General features: G+C 77.6%; 14 protein-coding genes. 3 read left to right on the forward strand and 11 right to left on the reverse strand.

Annotation, left to right across the window (positions count from 1 at the left end; all coding sequences use genetic code 11):
• Positions 1-180: 180 nt before the first annotated feature.
• The 10 genes from E1B22_RS10735 to purE all read right to left on the reverse strand — a co-directional run bounded on the left by E1B22_RS10735 (position 181) and on the right by purE (position 13217).
• Entirely contained in the window at positions 181-2115 is a 1935-nt protein-coding gene (locus tag E1B22_RS10735; RefSeq protein WP_243123362.1) for a bifunctional phosphoribosylaminoimidazolecarboxamide formyltransferase/inosine monophosphate cyclohydrolase, read from the reverse strand.
• Positions 2112-2999: a phosphoribosylglycinamide formyltransferase gene (gene purN / locus E1B22_RS10740; RefSeq protein WP_243123364.1), complete on the reverse strand. Its 888-nt coding sequence runs from the start codon at positions 2997-2999 to the stop codon at positions 2112-2114. The genes E1B22_RS10735 and purN overlap by 4 nt, the downstream gene beginning before the upstream one ends.
• 7 nt (positions 3000-3006) lie before the next feature.
• Positions 3007-4104 (reverse strand): phosphoribosylformylglycinamidine cyclo-ligase, encoded by a 1098-nt coding sequence (purM, locus tag E1B22_RS10745; RefSeq protein ID WP_135225655.1) that lies wholly within the window; start codon positions 4102-4104, stop codon positions 3007-3009.
• The gene (purF, locus tag E1B22_RS10750; protein ID WP_243123879.1) at positions 4101-5597 is read right to left on the reverse strand and encodes an amidophosphoribosyltransferase; all 1497 of its coding nucleotides are present in this window, start codon (positions 5595-5597) and stop codon (positions 4101-4103) included. Before purF ends, purM begins: the two co-directional genes overlap by 4 nt.
• Entirely contained in the window at positions 5495-8230 is a 2736-nt protein-coding gene (locus tag E1B22_RS10755) for an AIR synthase-related protein (RefSeq protein WP_243123365.1), read from the reverse strand. The genes purF and E1B22_RS10755 overlap by 103 nt, the downstream gene beginning before the upstream one ends.
• Positions 8231-8436: 206 nt before the next feature.
• Positions 8437-9354 (reverse strand): phosphoribosylformylglycinamidine synthase I, encoded by a 918-nt coding sequence (gene purQ, locus E1B22_RS10760; protein ID WP_207669867.1) that lies wholly within the window; start codon positions 9352-9354, stop codon positions 8437-8439.
• 12 nt (positions 9355-9366) lie between these two features.
• Entirely contained in the window at positions 9367-9951 is a 585-nt protein-coding gene (gene purS / locus E1B22_RS10765) for a phosphoribosylformylglycinamidine synthase subunit PurS (protein WP_135225657.1), read from the reverse strand.
• Entirely contained in the window at positions 9948-10682 is a 735-nt protein-coding gene (purC, locus tag E1B22_RS10770) for a phosphoribosylaminoimidazolesuccinocarboxamide synthase (protein WP_135225658.1), read from the reverse strand. The genes purS and purC overlap by 4 nt, the downstream gene beginning before the upstream one ends.
• A gap of 190 nt (positions 10683-10872) precedes the next feature.
• Positions 10873-12321, reverse strand: coding sequence for an adenylosuccinate lyase (gene purB, locus E1B22_RS10775; RefSeq protein ID WP_243123367.1), 1449 nt, complete (start codon positions 12319-12321; stop codon positions 10873-10875).
• The gene (purE, locus tag E1B22_RS13525; RefSeq protein ID WP_243123369.1) at positions 12318-13217 is read right to left on the reverse strand and encodes a 5-(carboxyamino)imidazole ribonucleotide mutase; all 900 of its coding nucleotides are present in this window, start codon (positions 13215-13217) and stop codon (positions 12318-12320) included. Before purE ends, purB begins: the two co-directional genes overlap by 4 nt.
• A gap of 436 nt (positions 13218-13653) precedes the next feature.
• Here purE and E1B22_RS10785 point away from each other — a divergent pair, with 436 nt between their 5' ends.
• From E1B22_RS10785 to cimA, 3 genes are all read left to right on the forward strand, one after another.
• Complete coding sequence (locus E1B22_RS10785) at positions 13654-14019, forward strand: antibiotic biosynthesis monooxygenase (protein WP_135225659.1); 366 nt, start codon at positions 13654-13656, stop codon at positions 14017-14019.
• Between the two features lie 183 nt (positions 14020-14202).
• Entirely contained in the window at positions 14203-14661 is a 459-nt protein-coding gene (locus E1B22_RS10790; RefSeq protein ID WP_135225660.1) for a DUF4395 domain-containing protein, read from the forward strand.
• 831 nt (positions 14662-15492) lie between these two features.
• The gene (gene cimA / locus E1B22_RS13530) at positions 15493-17637 is read left to right on the forward strand and encodes a citramalate synthase (protein ID WP_243123370.1); all 2145 of its coding nucleotides are present in this window, start codon (positions 15493-15495) and stop codon (positions 17635-17637) included.
• A 238-nt stretch (positions 17638-17875) separates the two neighbouring features.
• On the opposite strand, the gene erpA is transcribed toward cimA, so the two are convergent.
• The gene (gene erpA, locus E1B22_RS10805) at positions 17876-18250 is read right to left on the reverse strand and encodes an iron-sulfur cluster insertion protein ErpA (protein WP_135225661.1); all 375 of its coding nucleotides are present in this window, start codon (positions 18248-18250) and stop codon (positions 17876-17878) included.
• Positions 18251-18339: the final 89 nt, after the last annotated feature.

The raw sequence follows: 18339 nt of genomic DNA on the forward strand, positions 1-18339 counted from the left end.
CGGTGCCGCGATGCTCGCTCCTGCCGCACCGGGCCCGGCTGCCGGCGCCAGGGGTGGCCCTTCCCGCGCCGGGCCCGGCTGCCGGTGCCGGGGTGCCTCTTCCCGCGCCGGCCCCACGCCGGCCCCGGGCCGGCGGGCCCGGGGCCGGCGGCGGCCGCCTCCGTGCCGGAAGGGGCGGCCTCAGTGCCGGAAGTGGCGCCGGCCGGTGAACACCATGGCGATGCCCGCGGCGTCGGCGGCGGCGATCACCTCGCGGTCCCGCACCGAGCCGCCCGGCTGGACGATGGCGGCGATCCCGGCGGCCGCCGCCCGCTCCACCGCATCGGGGAAGGGGAAGAAGCCGTCGGAGGCCAGCACCGCCCCCCTCGCCCCCGTGCCCGCCTGCGCCAGCGCCTGTTCCACCGCCCGGACGCGGCTGGTCTGGCCGGCGCCGATGCCCAGGGTCTGCCAGCCGCCCTCCGGGTGGGCGGCCGCCACCACGATGGCGTTGGACCGGCACGCCTTGACGGCCCGCCAGGCGAAGTCCAGGGCCTCCCATTGGGCGGCGGTGGGCACCGCCCGGGTCACCGGCCGCCACGTGGCGCGGACGTCCCGCGGGATCGGGGGGTCCGCCTCCTGGATCAGCCAGAGGGGACCGCCGCCGCGCACCTCCCACGCCGCCACCCCCGACCCCGACGGCGTCCCGACCGGCACCCCGCCTCCGTCCGCCGCCAGCACCCGCAGGTTCCTGCGCCGCGCCAGGATCGCCAGCGCCTCGGAGGGGACGGCCGGCGCCACCACCACCTCGAGGAAGACCTCGGCCAGCACCTCGGCCGTCGCGGTATCCAGGGGCCGGTTGAAGGCGACGATCCCGCCGAAGATCGACTCCGGATCGGCATCCCGCGCCCGCCGGAAGGCCTCCACGGGGGTCGGCGCGGCGCCGACGCCGCAGGGGGTGGCGTGCTTGACCGCCACCGCCGCCGGCCGATCGAACTCCTGCACCGCCCGCCAGGCCGCCAGGGCGTCAAGCCAGTTGTTGTACGACATCGGCTTGCCCTGGTGCTGGACGAACCCGGCCGCCGTCGGCCGGTGGCCGGCGGTCCGTCCGGGCGGGGCGCCGGTGGGAGCCGCCCGCAGGGCCGCGGGCGGCCGGACGTGACCCGCCCCGGAGACGGCGCCGGCCGGCGCCTGCTCCTCCGCGGGCGCACCGCCGGGGCCGGCACCGGACGGGTCGGGCGCCGCCTGGCCCTCCGCGGGCGCCCCGTCCGCGCGGGCACCGTCGTCGGAGCCGGCCGGGGCGTCGACGGCGGCCGGCTCCGGGACCGCCAGCCGGTAGAGCGCCGCGCGCTGGTGAGGGTTCTCCCCGTACCGCAGCGCGGCCTCGAGCCGCAAGGGCAGGACCAGCAGGTCAGGCCACCCCGCCTCGTCCCGGGCCTCGCCCTCGCCGGCCAGGACGGTCGCGATCAAGGCGTCGTAGAAGGCGGTGTGGCGGAACGCCTTCACCGCCAGCGCCCGCCGCAGGGCGCTGGGCACGCCGTCCGCCCGCCCGAGGGCTTCCGCCACCCGGGGGTAGTCGGCGGGATCCACCAGCACGACGACGTCGGGCCAGTTCTTCGCCGCCGCCCGGATCAGGGCCGGCCCGCCGATGTCGATCTGTTCCCGCAGCGCCTCGCCGGCGGCCCCGGTGGCGGCGGCTTCGGCGAAGGGGTACAGGTTAACCGCCACCAGGTCGACGGGGACGATCCCGTGGTCCTCGAGGGCGGCCATGTCGTCCGCGCGGTGGCGCCGGGCCAGGATGCCCGCGTGGATGACCGGGTGCAGGGTCTTGACCCGGCCATCCAGCAGCTCGGGGAACCCCGTCACCTGCGCCACGGGGATCACCGGCAGGCCGGCCGCCGCCAGCGCCTGGGCCGTGCCCCCCGTGGAGACCAGATCCCATCCCCGTTCGTGCAGCACCCGGGCGAACGCGACGATGCCCGTCTTGTCGGCGACGCTGAGCAGGGCCCGGGGCCGGCGCGCCGCAGCCGCCCTGGCCCCCGGGGCCCCGGCGGCGGGGCCGGGCCGGTCCCCCGTCTCGGCCGTCCCGGCCGCCACGCCCCGATGGGCCCCTTCCGTGGTGCGCGTCCCTCGGATCAACGCCATCGACCTCCATCGCCGGCCTTCCAAGGTGGCCTTCCACGGCCATCCGGCCCCTGCGCCCCGGCCTCCCGCCCTGGCCGCCCCGCGGGCCCCAGGAGCCGCACCCGCCGTCCCTCGACCCGGACCCGTCCCGTGGCGACCAGCCGCACGGCCGCCGGGTAGAGGCGGTGCTCCACCGCCTGGATGCGGCGGTGCAGGGTCGCGGCGTCGTCGCCCTCCAGCACGGGCACGGGGGCTTGGAGCAGGATGGGCCCGGTGTCCACCCCCTCGTCCACGAAGTGCACGGTGCACCCCGTAACCTTGACCCCGTGCGCCAGGGCCTGCTGCGGGGCGTCCTTGCCCGGGAAGGCCGGCAGCAGCGAGGGGTGGACGTTGAGGATGCGGTTCCGGTACGCCGCGACGACGGCCGGCCCCAGGATGCGCATGAATCCCGCCAGCACCACCAGGTCCGGGCGCCAGCGCCCCAGCTCGGCGAGGATCGCCCGGTCCCAGGCCGACCGGTCCCCGACGGCGCCGGATGGGCCGCCGTCCCGCCGCCCCCCGGTGCCACCGCCGCGGGCGTCGGTCCGCCCCCCGGTCTCGCCGGGCGCCCGCGGGCCGCCGGGCCGGCCCCGGCCGCCGGCCTGGGCCTGGATCGGCGCTCCCCTTCCGGACGAACCGGCCCGGTCCGCGGCCGCCATCCCGCCGTCGGGCCGGATCAGCACCGCCGGCTTGCCCGCCGCCCGGGCCCGGTCCAGCGCCCCCGCCCCGGGACGGTCCGACAGGACCGCCACGATGCGGCCCCCCAGCCGCCCCCGGCGCTCGGCGTCCAGCAGCGCCTGCAGGTTCGTCCCGGCGCCCGAGGCCAGCACGACGATCCGGCACCGCTCGGAGGGCTCCACGGCTGGGTCAGCTCCTCGAGACGGGGTCCGAGCGGGGCGGCGCATCGGCGCCGAGGGGCGGGTCGAATGCCACGCCCCGCGGGCCCGCCGCGATGCGCCCGATCACGGGTACCTCCTCGCCCAGCACGTCGGCGGCCGCCCGCGCCGCGGCCGGCGCCTGTACGGCCGGCACCACCACCGTGAACCCGATGCCCAGGTTGAACACCCGCGCCATCTCGCCCCAGGCCACGGGGCCGTGGCGCTGGATCCACCGGAAGAGGGGCGGGACCGCCCAGCGCCCCCAGTGGATGACGGCCCGGCACCCCTCCGGCAGCGTGCGCGGCACGTTGCCCGGCAGCCCGCCACCCGTGATGTGGGCCATGGCGCGCACGTCGAACTCCGCCAGCAGCCGCCGGACCGCGGCGGCGTAGATCCGGGTCGGCACCAGCGCCGCCTCGGCCAGGGTGCGGCCCGTCCCGGGCAGCGGGTCGTCCCAGCGGGCGCCGGCGGCCGCCACCACCTGCCGGATCAGGGAGAACCCGTTGCTGTGGGGACCCGAGGCGGGCAGCCCCAGGATCGCGTCGCCCGGCTGGACCCTGCGCCCGTCGACGAGGCGGTCCGCGGCCACCCATCCGACGGCGAAGCCCGCCAGCTCCATGCCGCCCGGCGGCAGCAGCCCCGGCATCGCCGCCGTCTCGCCGCCCAGCAGGGCACAACCGACCTCGCGGCACGCGTCGGCCATGCCCCGCACCACCCTCGCCACCCGTTCCGCGTCGAGCCGCTCCACGGCCACGTAGTCGAGGAAGAAGAGGGGCTCCGCCCCGTGGACCAGCAGGTCGTTGACGTTCATCGCCACCAGGTCGCGGCCGATGGCCTCCAGGGCGTCGCACTCCAGGGCCACCGCCAGCTTGGTGCCGACGCCGTCGCAGGTCGCCGCCAGCAGGACCTGCCCCTCCCACCGGAAGAACCCGGCGAAGCCGCCCAGGCCGCCCACCACCTCGGCCCGGCGGGCCCGGGCCGCCTCGCGGGCGATGCGACCGACGACGGCCTCCGCCGCGTCCAGGTCCACGCCGGCGCCCCGGTAGGTCAGGGCGTCCCTCCCCTGCCCGGCGTGCCGGTCCGTCACGGTGCACCCCTCCCGGATCCCCTGGCCACCGGCCGGCGTCGGTCCTTGCCGCCCGGGTCCAGTGGGTAGGCGCCGGTGAAGCAGCCGAGGCAGAGGTTGGCCGCGGGCCGCCCCGTGGCGGCCACCACCTGCTCCAGCGAGAGGAACGCCAGGGAGTCGGCGCCGAGGGCCCGGCCCACCGCCTCCGGCGACCGGCCGGCGGCCAGGAGTTCCCCGGGCGTGTTGGTGTCGACGCCGAAGTGACACGGGAAGCGGTAGGGCGGGGCCGTGATGCGCAGGTGGACCTCCCGGGCCCCCGCCTCCCGCAGGGCGGCCACGAGCCAGCGGGCGGTGGTGCCCCGCACCAGGGAATCGTCCACCAGCACCACCCGGCGGCCCGCCACGACGTCGGGCACGGGTCGCAGCTTCAGCCGCACCGCCTCCTCCCGGGACCGCGCGTCGGGACGGATGAAGGTCCGGCCCGCGTACCGGTTCTTCACCAGCCCGAGCTCGTGGGGCAGGCCGGCCGCCTCGGCGTAGCCGGCCGCGGCGGGCAGGCTCGAGTCCGGCACCCCGACCACCACGTCGGCGGGGGCGGGATGCAGCAGGGCGAGGCGCCGCCCCAGCTCCTTGCGGACGGCGTAGACGCTGCGCCCGCCGAAGCGGCTGTCGGGCCGGGCGAAGTAGATGTACTCGAACAGGCAGAAGGCCTCGCGCGCGCCGCCGCGGGCGGCCCTCCCGGGCAGGGGGCCCCGCGCGAGGTCGCGCCCGTCGGTGATCCAGATCCACTGCCCCGGCGGCACCTCGCCCTCGACCCGGCCGCCCGCCGTCTCCAGGGCGCAGCTCTCCGACGCCACGGCCCAGGCGTCGCCGACCCGTCCCAGCACCAGGGGGCGGATGCCCCAGGGATCCCGCGCCGCCAGCAGCCCCCGGGGCGTAAGGACGACCACGGCGAAGGCGCCCCGCACCGCCGCCAGGGCGCGGAGCAGGGCCAGGGGTGGGAGGGGCGGGCCCTGGTCGGCGCCGGTCGCCTCCCCCGCGGGCGTCCCCGGGCGGGCGGGCCCCCCCGCGCGGCCGAGCCCGGCCAGCCGCGCGGCCACGTGGCCGATGATCTCGCTGTCGGCGGTGGTCGCCAGGGTCACGCCGCGCCGAGCCAGCACCTGGCGCCAGCGGACCCCGCCGGCCAGCTGGCCGTTGTGGGCCAGGGCGAAGGCATCGAGACCGCCCGCCGCCACCCCGGGGAAGACCAGGGGCTGGGCGTTCCCGGGCCCGGGGTCGCCGGCGGTGGCGTAGCGCACGTGCCCGATGGCGGCCGCCGCGCCCGGCGGGCACCAGGGGTGATGCCGGGGATCGAGGAAGACCGTCCCCACCAGGCCCGCCGCCTTCCGGACCACGAGGCGCCCGTCCGGGGTCAGGGCGGCGACGCCGGCGCTCTCCTGCCCGCGGTGCTGCAGGGCATGGAGCCCCCGGACGGTCCAGGCCACCGCCTCGGGATGGCCCCAGATGCCGATGATGCCGCATGCCTCCCGCGGGCCGGTTCGTCCAGAAGGCATGGCAGCGCCCCCTCCCACACCGTCCAGAGCTCCGCCACGGGGTCGTCCAGCCAGGTGCGGCCGCCCGCCCGCACCGTGAGCCGCCCTCCCGGCCCGGTCACCGTGCCCAGCAGCCGGCACGGGACGCCGAGCTCCGCCGCCCGGCGCGCCAGCGCCTCCAGGGCTGCCGGATCCACGGCCGCCAGGGCGCGGGCCGGGCCCTCGCCGAAGAACACCGCATCCCACCGGCCGCCGGCGGGCTCCCCGTCTCGATCGGGGAGGGTGACCTCGACGCCCAGGGCCGTGGCGCCGCCGTCGCCCCCTGGGGGGATCGGGCCGCCGGGGAACGCCATCTTCGCCAGGGCGACCAGCAGGCCCCCTCGCCCGACGGGCCGCGCCGCCACCACCCACCCCTGGGCCACCGCCTCCTGCAGCAGCTGCTGGAGCCGGCGCTGGAGCCTCCAGGGGACCTCGGGCAGCGGACCCTCGACCCGGCCGTGACACCGCTTGTGGTATTCGCTGCCGGCCAGGTGACCGGCCAGCGGACCGAGCAGGGCCACGGCCAGGCCGGGCTCGGGGAAGAAGCCGCAGGCCCAGCGGCCCGGCGGCGGGATCACCCCCACCACCCCCACCGCCACCGTCGGGTCGATGTCCCGACCCGCCGTCTCGTTGTACAGGCTGACGTTGCCGCCGGTGACCGGCAGGTCGAGGGCCCGGCACGCGGCCGCCAGGCCGTCGATCAGGCCGGCCAGCTGGCCGTAGACCGCGGGCCGCCGGGGATCGCCCAGGTTGAGGCCGTTGGTCAGCCCCAGGGGCCGCCCGCCGACGCAGCTCACCCGCAGGGCCGCCTCGGCCACCGCCAGGGCCGCGCCCCGGTAGGGGTCGACGGCCGCCTGCCGTCCCGTCCCCGCCATGGCCACCGCCAGCAACCGGTCGCTGCCGGGGACCTCCAGCACCGCCGCCGGGCCGGCCCCCGGTCGGAGCCGGGTGCGGCCGCCGACCAGGTGGTCGAACTGGGTGTACACCCAGCCCTTGGCGGCGACGGCCGGAGAGGCCAGCAACCGCCGCAGGGCGGCGCCGAGCGCCGCGGCGTCCGCCAGGTCGGGGATCGGGGCGGAGCCTTCCCCTTCCAGCCGGGTGGGCGGCCCCTCCCGCGGCCGGTCCTCCGGCGACGCCGGGGACCCGGGCCGGGACCCGAAGGGCCCGCGCCGATGGTTCACCGGCGAGCCGCCAGGGTCCCCCGGCAACCCTCGGTCGACCGCCGGCAACGGGCGATGGCCAGCGGGGGAGAGGCCCCGGGCCGCGGCGGCCCCGGGGGAGGCCTCGCCATCGGCGGCGACCGGGGCGACGGCGCCCGCCGCCGGGCCGTCGGCCCTCTCCGCCGCTCCGGCGGACCCGCCCGGCGTCGCCATCACCTCCCGCGGCCCGTACACCGGGGCGCGCCGGGTCAACAGGTCGACGGGGACGTCGGCCACCCGCCGGCCCCGGTGCCGGACCCGCAGGCGCCCATGCCCCTCCAGCCGGCCGACCGTCACCGCCGGCAAGCCCCACCGGCGGGCGATGCGGCGGACCCGGGCCACGCGGGCCGGTTCGACCACCGCCAGCATGCGCTCCTGGGATTCGGCCAGCAGGATCACGTCGGCGGGCAGGTCCGGCTCCCGGAGGGGCACCCGGTCCAGGGTGAGGGTCGCGCCGCACCCCGCCCGGGCCGCCAGCTCGGCCGCCGCCGCACCGAGGCCGCCGGCCCCCAGATCCTGGAGGGCCGCCACTAGGCCGGCGGCGACCATCTCCAGGCACGCCTCGATCAGCACCTTGCCGGCCAGGGGATCGCCCACCTGCACCGCGGGGCGGCGGTCGTCCCCGTCCCCGCCCAGGCCCGCCGAGGCGAAGGTCGCCCCATGGACGCCGTCGCGGCCGGTCGGGGGGCCGATCAACACGAGCCGCGCCCCGGGTCCGGCCGCCACGCCCCGCAGCAGCCGGTGGGCGGGGGCGACGCCCACGCAGAGGACGTTGACCAGCGGGTTCGTCCGGTACCCCGGCTCGAAGAGCAGCCGGCCCCCGACCACGGGCACGCCGGTGCAGTTGCCGTAGGCGGCGATGCCCGCCACCACCCCCCGGATCAGCCGCCGCGCGGCGTCGTCCGCGGGGTCGGCGAAGCAGAGGAAGTCCATCAGCGCCACCGGCCGGGCCCCGGCGGCCAGCACGTCCCGCAGGATCCCCCCCACGCCGGTGGCGGCCCCCTGGAAGGGCTCGACGAAGGACGGGTGGTTGTGGGACTCGATGCGGAAGACCACCGCCGTGCCGTCGCCCAGGCCGACGGCGCCCGCGTTCTCGCCGGGTCCCAGCAGCACCTGGGGACCGCGGGTGGGCAGGCGGCCGAGGAGCGGCCTGGAGTGCTTGTAGGCGCAGTGTTCCGACCAGAGGACGCCGATCAGCCCGAGCTCCACCGGGTTCGGCTGCCGTCCCAGCAAGGCGCAGGCCCGCCGGTACTCGGCCGCGGTCAGCCCCACCGCCTCCCAGGGACGGCCGACGGCGCCCTCCATCGCCAGGGCATCGCAGCGATCCAGGGGATCGGGATCGCGGGGGCCGGGGCGTCCCTCGGTCCTAGCGCCCACGGTCTCCACCCCCTTCCCGCCGCCCCCGACCCCTCCCGTCGCCTGCGGGGCCGTCCAGCGCCCGCGGCGGCAGCGGCAGTCCCGACGGAACCCGGGGCGCCGCCCCGGTCGGCGTGGATCGCCCTTGGGGGCGGGCCGGGGCGCGACCCCCCGCCGCCCGATCCGACCGCCGGCCCCCCGCCTCCCGACCCGACCACTGGGGCCCCTCAACCCGACCCGAGCACCGGGGCCCCGCCGCCCGACCCGACCACCGGAGGGTCCACCAGACCTCGGCCTGTTCGGCCCAGGCGGCGAGGAGCGCGAGCCCGTCCCAGGCGCCGCTCCCCGCCACCGCGGAACGCGAGGCCGGTCCGTCCCCCTCCGCGGGTCCGCCGCCGGCGCGACGGGTTCGGGCTGGCCTCCCCGCCGCGCCGCCCGGCGCCGCGGTCGAACCGCCAGACCAGCAGCACCGAGAAGGCGGTTCGGGCTGGCCTCCCCGCCGCGCCGCCCGGCGCCTCCGCCGGCCGCCGCTCGGGATGGGGCATGAGGCCGACCACGTTGCCCGTCGCGTTGCAGATGCCCGCTATGTTGGCCACCGAGCCGTTGGGGTTGGCCGCGGGGACCGGCCGTCCCGCGCCGTCGACGTAGCGCAGGATCACCCGGGCGCCGCGGCCCGGCACCAGCCGGCCTTCCGGTCCCTCCCCGACGTAGGCCCCCTCGCCGTGAGCGATCTCCAGGCGGACGACCCGGCCGGGAGGAAGCCCCGCCGTCAGGGCCGAGGGCCCCTCGATGCGCACCCACACCGGCCGGCACTGGAACCGGAGCTGCCGGTTGGGCCGCAGGGCGCCCGGCAGCAGGCCGGCCTCGCACAGGATCTGGAATCCGTTGCAGATGCCGAGCACCGGCCCGCCGGCCGCGGCGAAGGCCCGCACTGCCTCCATCACGGGCGTGCGGGCGGCCAGGGCCCCGGGCCGCAGGTAGTCGCCGAAGGCGAAGCCCCCGGGCAGCACCACCCCGGCGAAGGCCCGCAGGTCCCGCCGGCGATGGTCCACGATCTCCACCCGCCGGCCCAGGTCCCGGGCCAGCACGGTGGCCACGTCGACCTCACAGTTGGAGCCCGGGAACCGCACCACCGCCAGGCGCACGGAGGATCCCCCTCACCCGCCGGCTGCACCCCTCGCCCGCCGCCGCGGGCCGGCCCGCCCGCGCCCCCTGCCCGGCGCAGCCGGCGCCGCCGGGACGGGGCCGGGCGTCGGCCCCGCCGCCCCCGCCGCGCCGGCCGGCCCGGGCGTCGCCGCGGGTCGAGCGGTGGCCGGTTCCACCCGCACCCGGAAGACCTCCAGCACGGGGTTCGCCAGCAGCCGCTCCGCCATCGTCCGCACCCGGGCCTCCGCCGCTGCGGCCGTGGGCGCCGTCAGGTCGAGCTCGATCCGCTTGCCCACGCGCACTGCGGCCACTTCGCCGAAGCCCATGGCCCAGAGCGCCGACCGCACCGCCTCCCCCTGGGCGTCCAGGGAGCCGGGGCGCAGGTCCACCTCCACCACCGCGCGGAAGAACCGGCCGGGGCCAGTGGGCGATGTGGCGCCGTCCCCCCGCGTGGCCTCCCCCGCACCGGCGCCCGCCTCGCCGCCTCGGGCGACGCCGGCGGGCGGGATCCCCCTCCCCGGCCGCCCCGGCTCCACCGGGACCCCCTCCGCCCTCGCCGCCAGCCGGGTCCGCGCCCGGGCTCCAGACCCGCTCATCCCCTCGCCTCCAGGCGCCGCCACACCTCGGCGTAGGCGTCCGCGACGCCGCCCAGGTCGTGGCGGAAGCGGTCCTTGTCCAGGGGTTCGCCCGTCGCCCGGTCCCAGAGCCGGCAGGTGTCGGGCGAGATCTCGTCGGCCAGCAGGATGTCGTCGCCGCTGCGCCCGAACTCCAGCTTGAAGTCGACCAGGATCAGGTCGCGCTCGGCCAGGTAGGGCCGCAGGATGCGGTTCACGGCCAGGGCCAGCGCCTCGATCCGGTCCAGCTCCGCCGCGGTGGCGATCCCCAGCAGGCGCACGTGGGCGCGGTTGATCAAGGGGTCGCCCAGATCGTCCCGCTTGTAGTAGAGCTCGAGGACCGGCTCCTCCAGGACCTGCCCCGGGGCGAGCCCCAGGCGGCGGGCCAGGCTGCCGGCGACGACGTTGCGCACCACCACCTCGAGGGGGATGATCGCGACCCGCCGGGCCAGCAGCTCCTGCTCCCCGGCCACCGCCACCAGGTGGGTGGGGACGCCGCCCGCCTCCACCACCTGGAACAGGTGGGCGGCGATGCGGGCGTTGAGGCGCCCCTTCTCGCCGATGGTGCCGCGCTTGCGGCCGTCGAAGGCGGTGGCGTCGTCCTTGAAGTAGATGCGCACCAGACCCGGGTCCGCGGTGGCGTAGACGACCTTCGCCTTGCCCTCGTAGAGGCGCTCGCCCCGCGGGGGGATCTGCGCCTGCGGCAACGCCATGGTGCTCCCCTCCCTGTGGGCGGCCGGCCGCAGCCGGCCGCTGCATCCGATGCCGCGGCATCCGCTGGATCGCGTCCTCGGTCGCCGGCGCACGCCACCGGGCGACGTGGGCGGGCGGCGTGGGCCGACGCGGCCGGGCCGGCCGGGGCAGCGGTCCAGCCCGGCGCGCGACCGGGCGGTCGCACCGGCGTCACCCACCGTCGCCCGTGGCACCCCCGCCGTCGCCGCCCGCCGGCCCCTGGCCGGGACCGTCGCCGGCGGCCGCCTCCCCGCCCGGGCCCGTGGCCACGCCGCCGGTCGCCCCGGCGCCGCCGGGTCGCGGGGCGGCCCCGCCGCCCCCGTCCGGCAAGAGTCCCGCCCGGCGGAAGATGAAGTCCACGTGGCGCAGGTACGGCTTGGGATCGAACAGGGCCTCGATCTCCGACGGGGACAGCACCGCCCGCACCCGCGGGTCCTCCGCCACCAGCTGGCGGAAGGGCCGCTCCCCCTGCCAGCCGCGCATGGCCAGCTCCTGGACCAGGGCGTAGGCCTCCTCGCGGCGCAGGCCGCGTTCGACCAGCGCCAGGAGCACCCGCTGCGAGAAGATCAGGCCGCCCGTCCGCTCCAGATTGGCGGCCATGGCCGCGGGGTAGACGTGGAGGTCCCGGACGATCTCGGTCAGCAGCGCGGTCATGTAGTCGGCCAGGATCAGGGCGTCGGGCAGGACGATGCGCTCCACGGAGGAGTGGGAGATGTCCCGTTCGTGCCAGAGGGCCTGGTTCTCCAGGGCGCTGACCAGGTAGCCGCGGATCACCCGGGCCAGGCCGGAGATGCGCTCGCACTTCTCGGGGTTGCGCTTGTGGGGCATGGCCGACGAGCCCTTCTGGCCGGCGCGGAAGGGTTCTTCCACCTCGCGCACCTCGGTCCGCTGGAGGTGGCGGATCTCCACGGCCATCTTGTCGTAGGTGCCGGCCAGGATCGCCAGGGCGGCCAGCAGCTCGGCGTGCCGGTCGCGGGCGACGATCTGGCTGGAGACCGTCTCCGGCTCGAGGCCGAGCCGGCGGCAGACGTAGGCCTCCACCCGCGGGTCCACGTGGGCGAAGGTGCCGACGGCGCCGGAGACCTTGCCCACCGCGACGGCCTGCCGCGCCCGGGCCAGGCGGTCCAGGTTGCGGCCCAGTTCGGCGTACCAGAGGGCCAGCTTGACGCCGAAGGTGATGGGCTCGGCGTGGACGCCGTGGGTGCGACCGACCATCACCGTGTCCTTGTGGCGGCGGGCCTGCTCCCCCACGGCCTCCCGCAGGGTGCGCACCTCGGCGAGCAGCAGGTCGACGGCCTGGACCAGGTTGACCGCCAGGGCGGTGTCCACCACGTCGGAGGAGGTCAGGCCGTAGTGGACCCAGCGGGCGTCGTCGCCCACCTGCTCGGCGATGGCGGTGGTGAAGGCGATGACGTCGTGGTGGACCCGGCGCTCGATGGCCAGGATGCGCTCCACGTCGATGCGGGCCCGCTGGCGGATGCGGGCGGCGGTTCCCCGGGGCACGGTGCCCAGCTCCTCCCACGCCTCCAGGGCCAGGAGCTCGACCTCGAGCCAGGTGGCGTACTTGTGCTCCAGGGTCCACAGGCGGCCCATGGCGGGCCGCGTGTAGCGCTCGATCATGGGGCCACCGCCCGCCCGGTCGCGGCGGGCGCCTCGCCCTCCTGCCCGGTCGCGACCGCTGCCTCCCCCGCCCGCCCGGACGCGACGGGCGCCTCACCCTGCCGCCCGGTCGCGCCGGCTGCCCCTGGAGCGGCACCGCGACCCGGCCCGCGGGCCCCTGCGGCGGACGAACCGGCCACGCCCCCGGGCGATGCCGGCCGGTCGGCGGCCGCCCCGGCCGGGTGCGCGGCCTGGACCGTCCCGATGCCGGCCGCGGTCGGGGCGGCGTCCGCGGGCGGTGCCGCGGTCGGCACACCGTCGGCCTGCCAGGCGGCGGGATCGCCGGGCGGCGTCACGGCCGCCGGGATCTGGGCCAGCTCCGCCTGGAGCCGCCGGTCGGCCTCCGCGACCCGCGCCTGCATCCGCCGGCGGTAGGCCGCCAGCCGCTCCCGCAGGCCGGGATCCTTGAGTGCCAGGATGCGGGCGGCCAGCAGGGCGGCGTTGGCCGCACCGTCCAGGGCCACGGTGGCGACGGGCACGCCGCGCGGCATCTGGGCGGTCGCCAACAGGGCATCGAGCCCCCCCGCCGCCCCGCCCTGCAGCGGCACGCCGATGACCGGCAGCAGCGTGTGGGCGGCCACCACGCCCGCCAGGTGGGCGGCGCTGCCCGCGGCGGCGATCAGCACCTCCAGGCCCCGGTCGGCCGCCGAGGCGGCGTAGCGGGCGACCCGCTCGGGCGTGCGGTGGGCGGAGGCCACGGTGGCTTCGAAGGGGATGCCCAGGTCGTTCAGCACCTCGAAGGCCTGGCGGAGGATGGGGAGGTCGGAGTCGCTGCCCATGAGGATGCCGACCCGGGGGATGCAGCCGCCGGACTCGGCGTCCTGGGTCGGTGGGTTCGGCGTCGCTTCGGCTGCCACGGCCGTCCCTCCTCGTGGCGATCTCGTGGCGATCTCGTGCCGATCTCGTGGCGACCGCGCGGCGACCTGTTGGCGATCGGGTCCCCCTCCCCCCGCCCGCCGGGCGCGGGACCTCGGGCCCGCCGATGCCGGCGGCCGGGGATCGCCGCCGCAGGGTCGCGTCGCGGGGGACGCGAAAAACGTTCGTCCTCTACAACACGTTTTCTTGTCACTTACGATTTCATCGGCACCAGTATCGAATGTCAATCCCCAGGATTCGCGAAGAATGTTCGGATTCACCTTCCCACCCCGCCCGCCGGGGAGGAGCGGGCCATCGGAAGAGGAACCCTGGGATTGGCGGCCCCTGGGCCGAGGGCCCGCCCAGGGCCCCGGGTCCGCCGAGGGCGGGCCGCCGACGGCGGCCCGCCCGGAAGGGATCGCGGAGGGAGGCACGCTCATGCTCGTCGTGATCAACCGCATCTGGCCGGAGCCCGGGAGCGAGCGACGCCTCGAGGAGGCCTTCGCGCGCGCCCCTGCCATGAAGGATGTGCCCGGCTGCCTGGGCTTCGAGTTCTGGCGGCGGCAGCCCGCTGCGCCCGCCGGCCACCCCCGGCAGGCCGATCCGACCGCCGCGGCGCCCGACGTCGGGCCGACCGGGGAACCCCGCCGGGCCGAGTACCTGGTGGTCACCCGGTGGGCGTCCCGCGAGGCCTTCGAGGCGTGGCGGCGCAGTCCCCACTTCCAGCACGCCCACCGCGACCCGTCGGCCTCCGCCGGTGCGCGCAGCGAGCTGGTGATGTACGAGGTGCTGCGCCAGGCCTGAGGCCGCGGCCGGCAGCCCGCCTCCGAGCCCGGCCGCCGTTGGCCGTTGACCGTCGCCCGGGGCGCCCCCATAATCGGGATGAGGCAAATAGCAAGTAAACCGATGGGGATTTGCGGACAACGGGCCGATGGGAATCCCAGGCCGCCGCGCCGCCCTCGGCCCGCCCCCGAGGAGGGATCGCCCGTGGGCGACGGCATCCCGGTGCCGCTGGTCCGCGCGAACCAGGCCTTCATCATCCTGACGGCCGTGCTCAGCTTCGCCTTCCAGTTCCGCGCCGGCGCCCTGATCGGCCTGGCGGTGCTGCTGCTGCCGCTGCTGTTCGGGCCACGCGCCCACCTGGTGTTCCGCCTGGCCCGGCCCCTGGTGGCCCGCCGGCTGGCGGACGCCGAGCGGGAGGACCCGCACGTGCAGCGGTTCAACCAGAGCCTGGCCGCCCTCTTCTTCGCCGTCGGCGCCGCCGGCCTGTACATCCTGGATCCCGTGTGGCCCCGGTGGGGCGCCGTGGTGGGATGGGGCGCGCTGCTGGCCGTGGCGGCGGTGGCCTTCATCGCCACCCGGGGCTTCTGCCTGGGCTGCACGATCTACTACCAGCTGGTCCGACGCGGGTGGATCCGCCGGCCCGGCTCGACGCCGGTGGCGTGAGGGACGCCGACCGTGGCCCGGGCCACCCGGCCGAGCGTGACCCGGGCCAACCGGCGAGCGTGACCCGGGCCACACGATGGTGACTCGCCCGATCGGGCAGGACTTGACAGCGGAGCCGAAACCGCCCATAGTAGTCGCCAAACCGCGGCGGAGTCGAAGCCGCCGACCCGGCGCCCGAGAGGCGCCTTGCCACCTGACACGGGCCACCCACGGCCCCCATCTGGACCAACGGCGTCGGGGAGGACGAGTACCCGGCCACCGGCCGGCCAGAGAGCGGGACCTGGCGCTGCGAGTCCCGTCCGGCGGTGCCGCGGGAAGATCCCCTCCCCGGTCGGGCAGGGATGGCCGCATCGCCGGCGTCCCCCCCGGCCCGCCGCCGCCCGAACGGGCACGCAGGCCCCGCGACCCGGCCCGGCCGCCGGGGAGGCTCCGCACGCTTCGACGCTTCCCGGGTCGGGCCGTCGCCGGCGGCCGGGCCGTGCCCCAGTAGACGCGGCCGGGTTCTCCCGTTAGCGAGACAGGGCATCGCTCGTCGACCGTCGGACCCCGGGACCGGGGGCCGGCCCGACCGGCCGCCGGCCTCGCCGGTTCGTCCGGACGGGTTCGCGGGGTCGGCTTCTCGGCTTCGCGGCGGCTAGGGCCGCCGGCCGAGGGCCCGGGCGGCGAGCCGTGCCCGGCGAGGGGACCATCCCGTCGCGCCGGCACCCTTCCCAGCCCGGGGTCGCAGGCACGGCGGCGAGGGTCAATGAGGGTGGTACCGCGGAAGGCGACGAAGCCCCCGTCCCTCGGGACGGGGGCTTTTCCATTTTCGACCCCCCGGAGGTGAGCCCCATGGGCGACGTCATCCTCTATGACACGACCCTGCGCGACGGCACCCAGCGCGCGGGGATCCACCTGACCCTGGCCGACAAGGTGCGGCTGGCGCGCAGGCTGGACGCCTTCGGCATCCCCTACGTGGAGGGCGGCTGGCCCGGGTCGAACCCCAAGGATGCCGCCTTCTTCCGGGCCCTGCAGGACCAGCCCCTGGAACGGGCCCGGCTCGTCGCCTTCACCAGCACCCGTCGCCCCGGCCGGCGCGTCCAGGACGACCCGGCCCTGACCGCCGCCCTGGACGCGGCCACGCCGGCGGTCTGCGTGGTCGGCAAGGCCTGGGACCGGCACGTCACCGTCGCCCTGGGCACCACCCTCGCGGAGAACCTGGCCATGGTCCGGGAGACGGTGGCGTTCCTCAAGGAGCACGGCCGCGAGGTGATCTTCGACGCCGAGCACTTCTTCGACGGCTTCGCCGCCAACCCGGACTACGCGCTGGCGGTCCTCGCGGCGGCGGACGCCGCCGGCGCCGACTGGCTGGTGCTGTGCGACACCAACGGCGGCAGCCTGCCCGAGGCCATCGCCCGGGCGGTGCGGGCCGCGGCCGCAGGCGTGCGCGCGCCCCTGGGCATCCACTGCCACGACGACGCCGGCCTCGCCGTAGCCAACTCCCTGGCCGCCGTGGCGGCGGGGTGCCGGATGGTCCAGGGCACCGTCAACGGCTACGGCGAGCGCTGCGGCAACGCCAACCTGCTCACCGTCGCCGCCAACCTGGAGCTCAAGATGGGCCGCCGCTGCTTGCCGCCCGGCGCCCTGGCCGGCCTCACGGCCCTGAGCCGGTTCGTCAGCGAGGTGGCCAACCTGCCCCATCGCGAGGAGGCACCCTACGTGGGCGCCAACGCCTTCACCCACAAGGCGGGCATCCACGTCTCCGCCCTCCTCAAGGAACCGGCCCTCTACGAGCACGTGGAGCCCGCGCGGGTGGGCAACGGGCGCCGGGTCCTGGTCTCCGAGCTGAGCGGCCGCGCCAACCTCCGCTACGTGCTGGGCTCCGACCTGGACGAACCGGCTCTCGCCCGTCTGCTGGAACGGATCAAGGAGCTCGAGAACCAGGGGTACCAGTTCGAAGGGGCGGAGGGCACCCTGGCCCTGCTGGCCTGGGAGGCGCGCCAGGGGGTGCCGGAGGCGCGGCAGGCCGCCGGACGCCCCGGCGCCGCCGAAGGGATCGTCCCTCCCGGCTCCGGGCCGGATGCCGACGGGGGAGCACCGCCCGACCGCCCCGGCGCACCGGGGAAGGGGTCGGGTGCGGACCCCGCCGCGCCCCCCGGGCGCGACACCCGGGACCGCCGGCAGGCGGCGACGGCAGGTGTCGCGGCCGGGATCCCCTTCGTCGTCGAAGCCTACCGCGTGACCGCCGCCCACGAATCCGGCGTCGGCTCGCGGGCGGAGGCGACCGTCAAGGTCCGGGTCGGGGGCCGGGTCATCCACACCGCGGCGGAGGGCAACGGCCCGGTCAACGCCCTGGACGCCGCCCTGCGCAAGGCGCTGCGCGAGGCCTACCCGAACCTGGGGCGGGTCCGGCTGGTGGACTACAAGGTGCGGGTGCTCGAGGGCGACGCCGGCACCGGCGCCCGGGTGCGGGTGCTGGTGGAGTGCACCGACGGGCAGGCGCGGTGGGGCACCGTCGGCGTCTCGACCAACATCGTCGAGGCGTCGTGCCAGGCCCTGGCCGACGGCCTGTGCTGCTACCTGCTGGGGTTGCATGCGGCCGCGGCGCCGCCTGCCGCTCCCGACGCCGCACCGGCCCTGGATCCGCACGCCGCATCGCCCGTCGGTCCCGACGGCGCGCCATCGGCGGGCCCGGATGCCACCCAGTCCGCCAATCTCGACGACGCACCGCCCACCGGTCCGGATCCCGCACCGGCCGTCGGTCCCGAGGGTTCGGACGCGCCGCAGCCCGCCGATCGGGGCGGCGCACCGCCCAACGCTCTAGAAGGTGCGCCGCCCGCCGGTCTGCACGTCGCGTCGCCTGCGGCATCGGGCGCCGGGCCCTCGCACCTTCCCGACCCGCGCCCTACGGCCGCTGAAAGCTACGGGTCCGACGCCGCCGGTTCGCCGGGGCGGGCGAGCGGCCCGACCCCGGGCGCGGCGGAGCGGCCGGCGTAACGGCGACGGGTGAGCCGCCCCGACGGGCGTGCAGCCGACGGCGAGCCCCGCTGGGCGGCCCCACGGAGGGGCTGTGACGCCGACGCTCGCGGCCCAGGCCGGCGGGACGCCGCTGGTCGCCGCTGGGCGGCCCACGGAGGGGCTGTGACGCCGACGCCACCCCCGCGCCCGGGCGCCGCGCTTCGCCGCGGCAGGCCGCCGCCGGCCGCCCTCCCGCCAGGACGAGGCGGGCGCCGCGTCAGACCGCAGCGCCCGCCTCGTCGCAGGAGCGGGGCTGGCCGGCCTCGTCCCGGGTGCGGAAGGACTGGCCGCACCCACAGGTCTGGACGGCGTTGGGGTTGTGGATCGTGAACCCCGAGCCCGACAGGGACTCCACGTAGTCGATGCGGGCGCCCTTGAGGAAGCGGGCGCTCATCGCGTCGACCACCACGCGGATGCCGTCCTGCTCGATCACCTGGTCGTCGTCGTTGCGCTGCGAGTCGAAGGCCAGGCCGTAGCTGAAGCCGCTGCACCCGCCGGGCTGGACGAACACCCGCAGGGCCAGGTCGTCCCGCTGGCGCTCGGCCAGGAGCTCCTTGACCTTGCTGGCCGCTTCCGGCGTCAGCGTGATCACGGTGTCACCTCCCGGGCGGCGGGGCGGGGCCGGTTGCCGGCCCCGCCCCGCCTTCCCTTCCAGCATAGCACAGCTCCGGCCCGCCGCTC

The sequence above is a fragment of the Thermaerobacter sp. FW80 genome (assembly GCF_004634385.1).
GTDB lineage: Bacteria > Bacillota > Sulfobacillia > Thermaerobacterales > Thermaerobacteraceae > Thermaerobacter > Thermaerobacter composti.